Annotated in this window: 13 protein-coding genes and 1 tRNA gene; 13 read left to right on the top strand and 1 reads right to left on the bottom strand. The window is 45.7% G+C overall.

All coding sequences use genetic code 11. The features are described from left to right. Positions 1–9: 9 nt before the first annotated feature. Entirely contained in the window at positions 10–606 is a 597-nt protein-coding gene (locus AOC20_RS05160) for a lipid-binding SYLF domain-containing protein (protein ID WP_215358992.1), read from the bottom strand. A gap of 218 nt (positions 607–824) precedes the next feature. Between AOC20_RS05160 and rpsO the strand changes: the two genes are divergently transcribed. The 13 genes from rpsO (at position 825) to nuoG (ending at position 12,859) form a co-directional block, all read left to right on the top strand. Continuing rightward, on the top strand, positions 825–1,094 hold the full coding sequence (gene rpsO / locus AOC20_RS05155; RefSeq protein ID WP_011902897.1) for a 30S ribosomal protein S15: 270 nt from the start codon (positions 825–827) through the stop codon (positions 1,092–1,094). Positions 1,095–1,362: 268 nt separating this feature from the next. Then, positions 1,363–3,531, top strand: a complete 2,169-nt coding sequence (pnp, locus tag AOC20_RS05150; protein ID WP_215358991.1) for a polyribonucleotide nucleotidyltransferase — start codon at positions 1,363–1,365, stop codon at positions 3,529–3,531. A gap of 25 nt (positions 3,532–3,556) precedes the next feature. Then, a complete protein-coding gene (locus AOC20_RS05145) occupies positions 3,557–4,555 on the top strand; it encodes an NAD(P)H-quinone oxidoreductase (protein WP_215358990.1) in 999 nt (332 codons plus the stop codon). A gap of 17 nt (positions 4,556–4,572) precedes the next feature. Beyond that, positions 4,573–5,331: a triose-phosphate isomerase gene (tpiA, locus tag AOC20_RS05140; protein WP_215358989.1), complete on the top strand. Its 759-nt coding sequence runs from the start codon at positions 4,573–4,575 to the stop codon at positions 5,329–5,331. Positions 5,332–5,353: 22 nt separating this feature from the next. Then, positions 5,354–5,698, top strand: a complete 345-nt coding sequence (gene secG / locus AOC20_RS05135) for a preprotein translocase subunit SecG (RefSeq protein WP_215358988.1) — start codon at positions 5,354–5,356, stop codon at positions 5,696–5,698. Positions 5,699–5,784: 86 nt separating this feature from the next. Continuing rightward, positions 5,785–5,869, top strand: a tRNA-Leu gene (locus tag AOC20_RS05130). A gap of 109 nt (positions 5,870–5,978) precedes the next feature. Continuing rightward, the gene (locus tag AOC20_RS05125) at positions 5,979–6,338 is read left to right on the top strand and encodes an NADH-quinone oxidoreductase subunit A (protein WP_215358987.1); all 360 of its coding nucleotides are present in this window, start codon (positions 5,979–5,981) and stop codon (positions 6,336–6,338) included. Positions 6,339–6,343: 5 nt separating this feature from the next. Further along, positions 6,344–6,826 (top strand): NuoB/complex I 20 kDa subunit family protein, encoded by a 483-nt coding sequence (locus AOC20_RS05120; protein WP_011902891.1) that lies wholly within the window; start codon positions 6,344–6,346, stop codon positions 6,824–6,826. Positions 6,827–6,829: 3 nt separating this feature from the next. Further along, positions 6,830–7,429, top strand: coding sequence for an NADH-quinone oxidoreductase subunit C (locus AOC20_RS05115; RefSeq protein WP_215358986.1), 600 nt, complete (start codon positions 6,830–6,832; stop codon positions 7,427–7,429). Between the two features lie 3 nt (positions 7,430–7,432). After that, a complete protein-coding gene (locus AOC20_RS05110; RefSeq protein ID WP_215358984.1) occupies positions 7,433–8,686 on the top strand; it encodes an NADH-quinone oxidoreductase subunit D in 1,254 nt (417 codons plus the stop codon). Between the two features lie 23 nt (positions 8,687–8,709). Beyond that, positions 8,710–9,216 carry an NADH-quinone oxidoreductase subunit NuoE gene (gene nuoE, locus AOC20_RS05105; RefSeq protein WP_215358982.1) on the top strand — a complete coding sequence of 169 codons (507 nt, stop codon included), beginning with the start codon at positions 8,710–8,712 and terminating at the stop codon, positions 9,214–9,216. Continuing rightward, the gene (nuoF, locus tag AOC20_RS05100; RefSeq protein ID WP_215358979.1) at positions 9,213–10,511 is read left to right on the top strand and encodes an NADH-quinone oxidoreductase subunit NuoF; all 1,299 of its coding nucleotides are present in this window, start codon (positions 9,213–9,215) and stop codon (positions 10,509–10,511) included. The genes nuoE and nuoF overlap by 4 nt, the downstream gene beginning before the upstream one ends. Positions 10,512–10,543: 32 nt before the next feature. After that, entirely contained in the window at positions 10,544–12,859 is a 2,316-nt protein-coding gene (gene nuoG, locus AOC20_RS05095; protein WP_215362203.1) for an NADH-quinone oxidoreductase subunit NuoG, read from the top strand. Positions 12,860–12,865 lie beyond the last annotated feature (6 nt).

The raw sequence follows: 12,865 nt of genomic DNA, 5'->3' as shown, positions 1-12,865 counted from the left end.
GTCTTGATCTTACTTATTCAAATCTGTGTTCTTGTAATACTTTGTGCCTTTGCCGGTAATTTCAGCGGCAATGCCGGAGTCTGTGAGTTGGTACATCCAAACGCCTGGTGCGACTACTACAGCATCTTGATAGGCACCCCCGTCTTTCTCATACTTAGCAGCAGCCGTTACCTGTCCACCAAATGTCCAGCCTGAGTTGATAAAGTCGTTCATGGCTGAGGTGGTTTCAAAAACAAAAATATTCTGAAATGATTTGATGCCAAGGCCAAGACCAGCCTGAACTTCAGCCATATTCATAAAAACAGGTTTTTTGGTTGCTTTATCGATCACCACACCGCTACCAGTTCCACCGCCAGCAATGAGGATTTTCATGCCAAAGTTGCTAAAGGTTGCGTAGCCAGCTGATTTTTCGATGAGTTCCTTAGCCTTTGGCTGGACTTCATACAGTTGCTTGAGGGTTGCCTGATTCTTATTCAAGATTTCCTGACGCTGTTCAGCAACCGTTTTATCTGTGCCAAATAAGGAGCCAAATTGGGCATGAGCGGGTTGCAAAAGGCCAAATCCGAGGCATAGCAGGGCGATAAATGGGCGGTAGAATGGGGACATATTATATAAGTTATTGATTTTAAAGGGTTTATTGACTTAAACAAGTAAATTCTGATAATACAGCATATCAACTTGCTAGCTTAGATGCAGTAAAAAGGGTCTAGCTCTGCTACAATTCGATGGCTTTGATTTGTAAAGCTTTTTTGTTGTAATTTGTTAAACACGCACGACACGATTTGGGTGAAAGCTCAGGTGTTCGCAAGTAAGGAGTATTAAAAATGGCAGTTGCTGATATTAAAACGGCGGAAATCGTCAAAGATAACGCGCGCAGCGCAAACGATACGGGCAGTCCTGAAGTTCAGGTTTCATTGCTTACAGCCCGCATCAATGAATTAACCCCCCATTTCAAGGCTAACGCTAAAGATCATCACAGCCGTCGCGGTTTGTTGAAGATGGTTTCACGTCGCCGTCGCCTCTTGGATTACCTCAAAGGCAAAGATTTGGATCGCTATCGCGCATTGATTGAGAAATTAGGTCTCCGTAAGTAATTCTTATCGGTATGCAATGCCATCTATCTTAGGGTTGTTTCTTAACGGAATCAGTCTTAAGCAGATGGCATGTTTTTTGGGCGCTTCAAGATTATTTGTGTAGGGGATTGTGTCATTCCAATGAGTTTCTGAAAGTTACATCAGAGTCTCCCTGGAATGGCATCCCTTGTGATCTTAAATCGCTCCAGTGTTGTCGTGACACTGCTTTATCCCACGACAAGCGCAACACTCATGTGAGTATTGCGTGAACAATTTGGAGAAGATCAGAATGACTATGTTTAAAAAAGCAGTAAAAAGTTTTCAATGGGGTAATCATCAGGTAACTATGGAAACAGGCGAGATCGCTCGCCAATCTGGTGGTGCCGTTATCGTTAACATCGATGACACAGTAGTAATGGGTACGGTTGTTGCTTCTAAGTCTGCAAAGCCAGGCCAATCCTTTTTCCCATTGACTGTTGATTATTTAGAAAAAACTTATGCCGCTGGCAAGATTCCTGGTGGATTCTTCCGTCGTGAAGGTCGCCCTTCAGAAGGCGAGACATTGATCTCCCGTTTGATCGATCGTCCATTACGTCCTTTGTTCCCAGAAGGCTTCTTAAATGAAGTTCAGGTTGTAGTTCATGTGCTGTCGATTAACCCGGATGTTCCCTCTGATATTCCTGCTTTGATTGCTGCATCTGCAGCTTTGGCTATTTCAGGCATCCCATTTGCTGGCCCAGTAGGCGCTGCACGTGTTGGCTACGCTAACGGTCAATACCTCTTGAACCCAACTCGTACAGAGCAAGCTACTAGCGAACTCGATTTAATCGTTGCTGGTACTCAAGCTGCTGTATTGATGGTTGAGTCTGAAGCCAATCAATTATCTGAAGAAGTGATGTTAGGTGCTGTTGTATATGGTCATGACCAAATGCAAACTGCCATTAACGCAATTAATGATTTAGTTCGCGAAGCTGGTAAGCCAGAGTGGGACTGGACTGCTGCTCCTAAAGATGAGCCATTTATCGCTAAGGTAACTGCATTGGCTGAAGCGCCATTGCGTGAGGCTTATCAGATTCGTCAAAAAGGTGCTCGTTCAGACAAGCTCAAAGAAATCTCTAAAGAAGTCATGGCGAAGTTGTCTGAAGAAGGCGATGTAGATGCTGTTGCTGTTAGCGACATCATGTTCGAAATCGAAGCGAAGATTGTTCGTAGCCAGATTTTGAATGGTGAGCCACGTATTGATGGTCGTGACACACGTACTGTTCGTCCAATTGAAATTCGTAACGGCGTATTGCCACGTACCCATGGTTCTGCATTGTTTACTCGTGGTGAAACTCAAGCTCTCGTAGTTGCTACCTTAGGTACGGCGCGTGATGAGCAAATCATCGATGCACTCGAAGGCGAATATCGCGATCGTTTCATGTTCCACTACAACATGCCTCCGTTCGCCACTGGCGAAACTGGTCGTGTAGGTAGCCCAAAGCGTCGTGAAATTGGTCATGGTCGTTTGGCTAAGCGCGCATTAATTCCAGTACTGCCAAGTGCTGAAGACTTTGCATACAGCATTCGTGTGGTTTCAGAAATTACTGAATCCAATGGTTCATCTTCAATGGCTTCGGTTTGCGGTGGCTGTTTGGCAATGATGGATGCTGGTGTACCAGTTAAGGCGCACGTTGCTGGTGTTGCAATGGGCTTGATCCTCGACGGCAATCGTTTTGCTGTATTGACCGACATTTTGGGTGACGAAGATCACTTAGGTGACATGGACTTTAAAGTTGCTGGAACAGCAAATGGTATTACTGCTTTGCAGATGGATATCAAAGTTCAAGGCATTACTAAAGAAATTATGCAAGTAGCTTTGGCGCAGGCTAAAGAAGGTCGTCTGCATATCTTGAGCAAAATGCAAGAAGCAATGGGTTCAGTTCGTACAGAATTGTCAGCGCATGCTCCACGTATGGTTTCTTTCAAGATTCATCCAGACAAGATTCGTGAAGTCATCGGTAAGGGCGGCGCAACTATTCAGGCCTTGACTAAAGAAACTGGTTGCAGCATTGATATTAAAGATGACGGTACTGTAACGATTGCTTCAACTTCTGCTGAAGGTATGGCTGAAGCAAAAGCACGTATTGAAGGTATTACTGCTGAAGCTGAAGTAGGTAAGATCTATGAAGGTCCGGTAGTGAAGTTGCTTGAGTTCGGTGCTTTGGTCAATATTCTTCCTGGTAAAGACGGTCTCTTACACATCTCTGAAATCTCTAATGAGCGCGTGAAAGAAGTGAAAGACTATTTGGCAGAAGGCCAAGTAGTTCGCGTGAAATTGTTAGCTGCTGATGAGCGCGGTCGTCTACGTCTATCACTGAAGGCTGCTATGGCTGATGAGGGTGGCACGATTGCTCCATTGGCAGGCGCTACTGAAGTTGTTGCTGCAGAAGTTCCGGCAACAGACGAACAGGCTTAAGCCTACAAGACTGTAGGAGTCTCTTATGCGCGTTATCGAGATCAAAGAATTTGGCGCCCCAGAAATGCTGGAGCCAGCAACTCGTCCTGATCCAGCGGCTCCCGCTGCTGGGACCGGCGAAATTCTGATCAAGGTTTTAGCTGCTGGCATTAATCGTCCCGACGTTCTGCAACGCAAGGGGCATTATCCAGTACCAGCGGGCGCATCTGATATTCCTGGTTTAGAGGTTGCTGGAGAAATTATCGGTGGTGATTTAGCGCACGCAGACAATGTATTTGGTCTAAAGGTGGGCGATAAAGTTTGCGCATTGGTTCAGGGCGGTGGTTACGCAGAATTATGTACTGCCCCAGTAGCGCAATGCTTGCCTTATCCAAAGGGCTTTTCTGACCAAGAAGCCGCTGCTTTGCCTGAAACTTTTTACACCGTATGGAGCAATGTCTTCATGCGCGGCCTGTTAGCTGAAGGCGAAACATTACTAGTTCAAGGTGGTTCTAGTGGTATCGGCGTTACAGCAATATTAATTGCCAAAGCCTTAGGTCATAAAGTATTCGTGACCGCCGGTACAGATGAAAAATGCGCTGCATGTGTCGCGCTCGGTGCCGATCTCGCGATTAATTACAAAACGCAAGATTTTGTCGAAGAAGTGAAGAAGGCTACCGATGGCAAAGGCGTTAACGTCATTCTTGATATGGTGACCGGCGCCTATGTTCAAAAGGAAATTGATTGCTTAGCTGATGATGGCCGTATTGTGATTATTGCAATCCAGGGCGGATCAAAAGCGGAAGTGAGTACAAATCAAATTCTTCGTCGTCGCCTAACGATTACCGGCTCAACATTGCGTCCACGTCCAGTTTCATTCAAAAAGCAAATCACTAAGCAGCTTTTTGAAAATGTTTGGCCTTTACTTAATGCTGGCAAGTTAAAGCCTGTCATATACAAAACATTTACGCTAGATCAGGCAGCAGATGCTCATGCTTTGATGGAGTCATCTGAGCACGTTGGCAAAATCGTTTTAACTGTCTAGAAATATTCATTACCCCTATGCGACCACTCATCGTTATCGGCAACTGGAAAATGAATGGCAGTCTTGCTAGCAATCAAGACTGGATCAAGACCGTTGCCCGTGGCATGGAGAGTGGGATGCCATCTGGTCGTAAATATGCTGTTTGTCCGTCTTTCCCGTATTTGACGCAATGCGCAGATTTAATTAAAGAACATTCACTAGCGTTTTTAAATCTGGGTGCACAAGACACTTCAGCTCATAGCTCTGGTGCATATACCGGCGAAGTTGCAGCTTCGATGCTGAAAGAGGTGGGTTGTACTTACGTCATCGTTGGTCACTCAGAGCGCCGCCAAATGCATCAAGAGGTTGATGAGCTAGTGGCTGCCAAAGCACTTCAGGTGCTTGATAACGGTATGACACCGGTTATTTGTGTTGGCGAAACTGCTGATGAGAGAAATTCAGGCAGGGCGGAAGAAATTGTTTGCTCGCAGGTTGCCAAGCAGGTAGGCGTTCTACAAGACCGTCTAGCTGACTGCTTAATTGCCTATGAGCCTGTATGGGCTATTGGAACTGGTAAGGTTGCTAGCGCCCAAGTTGCGCAGGATATGCATCGTGCAATTCGACTACAGTTAGCAGAATTTAACGAGGATGTAGCCTCGCATGTTGGAATTTTGTATGGTGGCAGTGTCAAGCCTGACAATGCCGTTGAGTTGTTTGCCATGCCTGATATTGATGGCGGATTGGTTGGGGGTGCATCATTGAATCCCCAAGAGTTTCTGGCTATTTGTCAGGCATAGATTTTTTATTTGGAGATAAGCTGTGGAATGGTTTAAGACTTTATTGATCGTATTGCAGGTAATTTCAGCATTAGCTGTAATCCTCTTGGTTCTCTTGCAGCAGGGTAAGGGCGCTGATATGGGCGCAGCCTTTGGCTCTGGTTCTTCAGGTAGCCTCTTTGGTGCTAGTGGTTCAGCCAACTTCCTGTCTCACACAACAGCCATTTTTGCGGCCGTTTTCTTTATTAGTACCTTAGGTATTACCTGGTTAGGCAATAAAAAGGAAGTTAGTCCTGGTGTTCTCTCTGGTACGGTAGCCCCAGTGGTTGCTCCTGCTGCTCCAGCAGCGCCTGTACAGGATCCAAGTAAACCAGCAGTTCCTAAGTAAAAAAGTAGGTTTTTACGGATTTGGCTGCCTCAAAAATGGGGTGGTGATGTTGTGCAATGCAGTAGAATTGATGGGTTTTGCAAGATGCCGACGTGGTGAAATTGGTAGACACGCTATCTTGAGGGGGTAGTGGCTTAGGCTGTGCGAGTTCGAGTCTCGCCGTCGGCACCAAATAAGAAGTATTAATAAGGGTTTTTGCTCTAAATCAATGCTTTATGTAGTGGAATAATTAATAATTTGTTGCTTTTGGGAATTACCGGACAAACGAATCAGGGCTATTTTGAATCTCGCTAATTACTTTCCTGTTCTACTTTTTATCCTCGTAGGTATTGGGGTGGGATTAGTCCCCATGTTCCTCGGAAAAATTTTGGCTCCTTCGAAGCCTGACGCTGAAAAACTCTCTCCTTATGAGTGCGGTTTTGAAGCTTTCGAAGATGCGCGCATGAAGTTTGACGTGCGTTACTACTTAGTCGCAATCCTTTTCATTCTGTTTGACCTTGAGACCGCTTTCCTATTTCCATGGGGTGTTGCTCTGCGTGATATTGGATGGCTTGGCTACGCCTCTATGGTGATATTCCTCTTGGAATTCATTGTGGGATTTGTATATATCTGGAAAAAGGGCGCTCTCGACTGGGAGTGATAGATATGGCATTAGAAGGCGTACTTAAAGAAGGTTTTGTAACCACCACTGCGGATCAGTTAATTAACTGGACGCGTAATGGTTCTTTATGGCCAATGACCTTTGGTCTGGCTTGTTGTGCGGTTGAGATGATGCATGCGGGCGCTTCTCGTTATGACCTAGATCGCTTCGGTGTAGTTTTCCGCCCATCCCCACGCCAATCAGACTTGATGATTGTTGCAGGTACCTTGTGTAACAAGATGGCTCCAGCACTGCGCAAGGTTTACGATCAAATGCCAGAACCACGTTGGGTAATTTCAATGGGTTCTTGTGCCAATGGCGGTGGTTACTACCATAACTCTTATTCAGTAGTTCGCGGTTGCGATCGCATTGTGCCAGTTGACATTTATGTGCCTGGATGCCCTCCAACTGCGGAAGCATTGATCTATGGAATCATTCAGTTGCAATCCAAGATCGCTCGCACTAGCACTATTGCGCGAAAGGCTTAATCAATGTCTGATCGTTTAGTTCAACTAGCCGCTAATCTTGAGAAAGTTCTCGGTAAGCGCATTCAGTCTGTTGAGATTGCCTTAGGCGAAGTAACTGTTGTTGTGAATGCAGATACTTACTTTGAGTCATCCATGCTCTTGCGTGATGATCCTTCTCTTGCTTTTGAGCAATTGATCGACTTATGTGGCGTTGACTATCAAGACTTCCGCGATGGCGCATGGTCTGGCCAGCGTTTTGCTGTTGTAAGTCATTTATTGTCCTTAGAGCATAACTGGCGCTTGCGTGTTCGCGTATTCGCTCCAGATGATAGCTATCCTTTAGTTGCTTCTATTACTCCAGTTTGGAGTTCTGCTAATTGGTTTGAGCGTGAGGCTTTTGACCTCTACGGTATCTTGTTTGATGGTCACGATGATCTGCGCCGTATTCTGACGGACTACGGCTTTATTGGCCATCCATTCAGAAAAGATTTCCCAATCAGCGGCAACGTAGAAATGCGTTATGACCCAGAGTTAAAGCGCGTTGTCTATCAGCCAGTCACGATTGAGGCTCGAGAAATTACTCCACGCATTGTTCGTGAAGAGCAGTACGGAGGTCCGGTTTAAGTCATGGCACAAATTAAGAACTACACCCTCAATTTCGGTCCCCAGCATCCTGCAGCGCACGGCGTATTACGTTTAGTGCTCGAGCTTGATGGTGAGGTAATTCAGCGTGCTGATCCGCATATCGGCTTATTGCATCGCGCTACAGAAAAATTAGCAGAGACACGTACTTGGATTCAAAACGTTCCATATATGGATCGCTTGGACTATGTATCGATGATGTCCAATGAACACGCTTACGTGATGGCAATTGAAAAGTTGCTGCAAGTCGATGTTCCGTTGCGCGCTCAGTACATCCGCGTGATGTATGACGAGTTAACCCGTTTATTGAATCACTTGCTCTGGATTGGTTGTCATGGCCTAGACGTTGGTGCCATGGCTGTGTTCTTGTACGCTTTCCGCGATCGTGAAGATATTTTTGATATGTACGAAGCGGTATCTGGTGCTCGTATGCACGCTGCATACTATCGTCCAGGCGGTGTGTATCGCGATCTGCCTGATCAAATGGCACAGTACAGCAAGAATAAGATTCGTAGTGCGTCTGCCATCAAACGTTTGAATGAAAATCGCAGCGGTACCTTGCTTGATTTCATTGAGCAGTTCACTAATGGTTTTGATGCCAATGTAGATGAATACTGCAATCTCTTAACTGATAACCGTATTTGGAAGCAGCGCTTAGTCAATATCGGTATCGTGACACCAGAGCGCGCTTTGCAGCTCGGTTTCACTGGCCCAATGTTACGCGGTTCAGGTATTGAGTGGGATTTGCGTAAGAAACAACCATATGAAGTTTATGACCGCTTGGATTTTGATATTCCGGTTGGCGTCAATGGCGATTCTTATGATCGTTATTTAGTGCGCATGGAAGAAATGCGTCAATCAAATCGCATCATCAAACAGTGCGTAGCTTGGTTAAAAGCAAATCCAGGCCCTGTCATGAGCGATAACCATAAGGTTTCTCCGCCGAAGCGTGTGGATATGAAAACCAATATGGAAGAGTTGATTCACCATTTCAAATTATTTACTGAAGGCATCCACGTTCCTGATGGCGAGGCTTATTCAGCGGTTGAGCATCCTAAAGGCGAGTTCGGTATTTACTTAATTTCTGATGGTGCCAACAAACCATATCGCATGAAAATTCGTGCGCCAGGATTTGTACATCTGTCAGCGATGGATGAAATGTCACGTGGCCACATGTTGGCTGATGCGGTAACCATCATTGGTACCCAAGATATTGTGTTCGGGGAGATTGACCGCTAATTAGGCGTGCCAAGGAATATTTAATGACTACGACTCTTCAACTGTCTGATAAAACAATGGCTGATATTCATCGCAATATCGCCAAGTATCCACCAGAGCACAAACAATCTGCTGTGATGGCTTGCTTAATTGCTGCCCAAACTGAGGTGGGTTGGGTTTCGCCTGAAGTGATCGAAACCATTGCGCAAATTTTAGAAATGCCGACTATTGCTGTAGATGAAGTAGCTACTTTCTACAACATGTACAACACTAAAAAAATTGGCAAGTATAAATTAGTGATTTGTACAAATTTGCCTTGCCAATTAACTCATGGTGAAACAGCTGCAACGTATTTAAAAGAAACGCTTGGTATTGGCTACAACGAAACGACTCCATGTGGCACATTTACTCTGAAAGAGGGTGAGTGTATGGGAGCTTGTGGCGATTCACCGGTTATGTTGGTGAATGACAAGCGTATGTGCAGCTTCATGAGCAAAGAAAAGATTGATGCATTGTTAAATGAATTACGTGCAGAAGGGAAAGCAGCATGACCAGCTTGCACGATCGTCACATTAAGCCTTTGATCCTTGCCGGATTAAATGGTGACAATTGGCGTTTAAAAGATTACGAAAGTCGCGGTGGCTATCAACAGCTTCGTCGTCTTATTAACGACAAAGTTGCCCCGGACTCCATCATTGCTGAATTAAAAGCGTCATCACTACGTGGTCGTGGTGGTGCAGGCTTCCCAACGGGTTTGAAGTGGAGCTTTATGCCACGCCAATTCCCAGGGCAAAAATATTTAGTTTGTAATAGTGACGAAGGTGAGCCGGGTACTTTTAAAGACCGTGACATCATGCGTTACAACCCACATGCGTTGATCGAAGGCATGATCATTGGTGCTTACACCATGGGTATTACCACTGGCTACAACTATATCCACGGCGAAATCTGGGAAGTGTATTCCCGCTTTGAAGAAGCCTTGGAAGAGGCTCGCGCTGCTGGGTACTTAGGTGACAAAATTTTAGGTAGTGATTTCTCTTTCCAGTTACATGCTTCGCCAGGTTGGGGTGCTTATATTTGTGGTGAAGAGACAGCCTTGCTTGAGTCATTGGAAGGTAAAAAAGGTCAGCCACGCTTTAAGCCACCGTTCCCAGCTAGCTTTGGTTTGTATGGCAAACCAACTACGATCAATAACACTGAAACATTTGCAGCAGTGCCATTCATCTTGGCAATTGGTGGTCAGGCCTATTTAGATCTTGGTAAACCAAATAACGGCGGAACAAAGATTTATTCAGTTTCTGGTGACGTTGTTCATCCGGGCAATTACGAAATTCCACTAGGCACTCCTTTTGCAGAACTTTTGAAGCTAGCTGGCGGTATGCGTGATGGCAAGGCTTTGAAGGCAGTGATTCCTGGTGGATCTTCTGCTCCAGTAATTCCTGGGGCGCAGATGATGGATCTGACAATGGATTACGACAGCATCGCAAAAGCGGGCTCTATGTTGGGCTCAGGCGCTGTAATTGTGATGAATGAAACACGTTGTATGGTTCGCGCATTGGAGCGCTTGTCGTACTTCTATCACGAAGAATCATGTGGTCAGTGCACCCCATGTCGTGAAGGTACTGGTTGGTTATGGCGCATTGTTCACCGTATTGAACATGGCGAAGGACGTCCAGAGGATTTGGATTTGCTCAATGACGTTGCAGCCAATATTCAGGGACGTACGATTTGCGCTTTAGGTGATGCAGCAGCGATGCCAGTACGCGGTATGTTGAAGCATTACATGGATGAATTTGCGTATCACGTAGAACATAAGCGCTGCTTAGATTCTGCGAAACCTTTATAAAGATTTAGAGCACGGGATATCTAAAAGTGAGCATGGTAGAAATTGAATTAGATGGTAAGGCAGTAGAAGTTCCGCAAGGTTCGATGGTGATGCACGCCGCGAACAAGCTCGGCACCTACGTTCCTCACTTCTGCTATCACAAGAAGTTATCCATTGCTGCTAACTGTCGCATGTGTTTAGTCGAAGTAGAGAAGGCGCCTAAACCTTTGCCTGCTTGTGCAACACCAGTAACACAAGGCATGAAGGTATTTACCCATTCTGCTAAAGCAGTTGAGGCACAACGCTCCGTAATGGAGTTTCTCTTAATTAATCACCCGTTAGATTGCCCAATTTGCGACCAGGGTGGCGAATGTCAATTACAAGACTTGGCTGTTGGTTACGGCAAGTCAAACTCACGCTACGACGAAGAGAAGCGTGTTGTATTCCATAAGAATGTAGGTCCGTTGATCTCTATGCAAGAGATGACACGTTGTATCCACTGCACACGTTGCGTGCGCTTCGGACAAGAAGTTGCCGGCGTCATGGAATTAGGTATGGTTAACCGTGGTGAGCATTCAGAGATCACTACCTTTGTTGGTCAAACGGTAGATTCAGAACTATCTGGAAACATGATTGATTTGTGTCCAGTTGGCGCATTAACCAGCAAGCCATTCCGCTATGCAGCCCGTACCTGGGAATTAGGTCGTAAGCGTTCCGTAAGTCCGCATGACAGCTTAGGTGCGAACACTACTGTTCAAACAAAAGCTAACAAGGTGATGCGGGTAGTTGCTCTCGAAAATGAAGCAATTAACGAATGCTGGATTAGCGATCGTGATCGCTTCTCCTATGAAGGTTTAAATAGTGCTGACCGTGTAACGACACCGATGGTGAAGCAAGGCGGTCAGTGGCTGGAAACAGATTGGCAATCAGCATTAGATTATGTAGCCCATTCTCTGAAAACAATTTCAGCAGAAAGTGGTCCAGAGTCTATTGGCGCTTTAGCGCATCCAATTTCAAGCACTGAGGAATTGCATCTCTTGCAAAAAATGGTACGCGGTTTAGGTTCTAAGCATGTTGAAACACGCTTACGTCAAACAGATGTAAATTCTGCGGCTGCAGCTCCATGGCTCGGCATGCCTGTTGCGAAAATAAATGAATTAGATCGTTTATTGGTGATTGGTAGTTTCTTGCGTAAAGATCAGCCCGTGTTGGCTGCTCGTATTCGTACCGCAAGTAAACGTGGCTTACATGTAATGCGTATTGATGCCGGTGGTGATGATTGGTTAATCTCTAGTAGCGGGATTTCTGCAGCTCCAAGCGCTTGGATAAATGCATTAAGTGAAGTAGCTCAAGCAGTAGCTAAAGCAAAATCAGTCAGCGCACCATCTGGCACTCCAAACATTTCAGTAACTCCTGCGGCACAGAAGATCGCCGATGGCTTGCTCTCAGGCGAGACCACTTCCATATTGCTAGGTTCTGCTGCCATTGCGCATCAACATGCCTCTGATCTGCATGTCATTTCACAATTTATTGCTGAACAAACGGGTGCTGCCTTAGGCTTTTTACCTGTGGGTGGAAATGCAGTTGGCGCATCCTTGGTAAATGCAAATGGTGTGGGCGTAGACTCATTGCTTTCCGGTGATCGCCGTGCAGTGATCTTGATGAATATCGAGCCTGATGCAGATTTACCTAATCCAGCTGCCGCTCGCGCTGCTTTAGCAAAGGCCCATACCGTGATTGCATTGAGCGCCTACAAGAGTGCAGATTTGCTAGAGGTGGCTGATGTCATTCTGCCAATTTCGGTATTTACAGAGACAGTTTCTACCTTTGTGAATCTAGAGGGAAGAGCTCAAACAATTCAACCATCCGTGAAACCTTTGGGTGATTCACGTCCAGCCTGGAAGGTGCTCCGTGTTCTGGGTGGTCTATTGGGCTTAGATGGCTTCTTATTTAATGCCCCTGAAGAAGTTTTAGGTGAGGCTTTGGATGAGGGTTATTGCACTCGCCTGAATAATAAAACTTCAGCCACTTCCATTGCTAATGGAAATACGGCTCCAGCAAATGGTCTTGAGCGAGTGGCTGATGTCAACATTTACGCCGGCGATCAAATTGTTCGTCGGTCACCAGCATTGCAATTAACACGCGATGCGAAGCGTGGCAATCAAGCGGGCTTGAATAAAAATATATTTGCTGAATTAGGACTTAAAGAGGGTGATGCTGTGCGCGTTACTCAAGGGTCTCAATCTGTTGATATGCCAGCAACACTCGAAGTAAATCTAGCGCCAGGTGCTGTCAGAATTTCTGCCGGCACTATGGCTAGTGCGAAATTGGGTTCCATGTTTGGCCCTGTAACTGTTAGTAAGGCATAAGGTCAG

The organism is Polynucleobacter ibericus, from assembly GCF_018687955.1.
GTDB classification, from domain to species: Bacteria; Pseudomonadota; Gammaproteobacteria; order Burkholderiales; family Burkholderiaceae; genus Polynucleobacter; species Polynucleobacter ibericus.
The sequence above is the reverse complement of the archived record's forward strand: the minus strand, read 5'-3'. Positions and strand labels throughout refer to the sequence as shown.

Bases quoted from the DNA above. Each gene is read 5' to 3' on its own strand.
- AOC20_RS05145 (WP_215358990.1), top strand. From the start codon at position 3,557: ATGCGCGTTATCGAGATCAAAGAATTTGGCGCCCCAGAAATGCTGGAG.
- AOC20_RS05110 (WP_215358984.1), top strand. From the start codon at position 7,433: ATGGCACAAATTAAGAACTACACCCTCAATTTCGGTCCCCAGCATCCT.
- nuoF (WP_215358979.1), top strand. From the start codon at position 9,213: ATGACCAGCTTGCACGATCGTCACATTAAGCCTTTGATCCTTGCCGGA.
- nuoE (WP_215358982.1), top strand. From the start codon at position 8,710: ATGACTACGACTCTTCAACTGTCTGATAAAACAATGGCTGATATTCAT.
- nuoG (WP_215362203.1), top strand. From the start codon at position 10,544: ATGGTAGAAATTGAATTAGATGGTAAGGCAGTAGAAGTTCCGCAAGGT.
- pnp (WP_215358991.1), top strand. From the start codon at position 1,363: ATGACTATGTTTAAAAAAGCAGTAAAAAGTTTTCAATGGGGTAATCAT.
- AOC20_RS05115 (WP_215358986.1), top strand. From the start codon at position 6,830: ATGTCTGATCGTTTAGTTCAACTAGCCGCTAATCTTGAGAAAGTTCTC.
- AOC20_RS05120 (WP_011902891.1), top strand. From the start codon at position 6,344: ATGGCATTAGAAGGCGTACTTAAAGAAGGTTTTGTAACCACCACTGCG.
- AOC20_RS05160 (WP_215358992.1), bottom strand. From the start codon at position 606: ATGTCCCCATTCTACCGCCCATTTATCGCCCTGCTATGCCTCGGATTT.
- rpsO (WP_011902897.1), top strand. From the start codon at position 825: ATGGCAGTTGCTGATATTAAAACGGCGGAAATCGTCAAAGATAACGCG.
- tpiA (WP_215358989.1), top strand. From the start codon at position 4,573: ATGCGACCACTCATCGTTATCGGCAACTGGAAAATGAATGGCAGTCTT.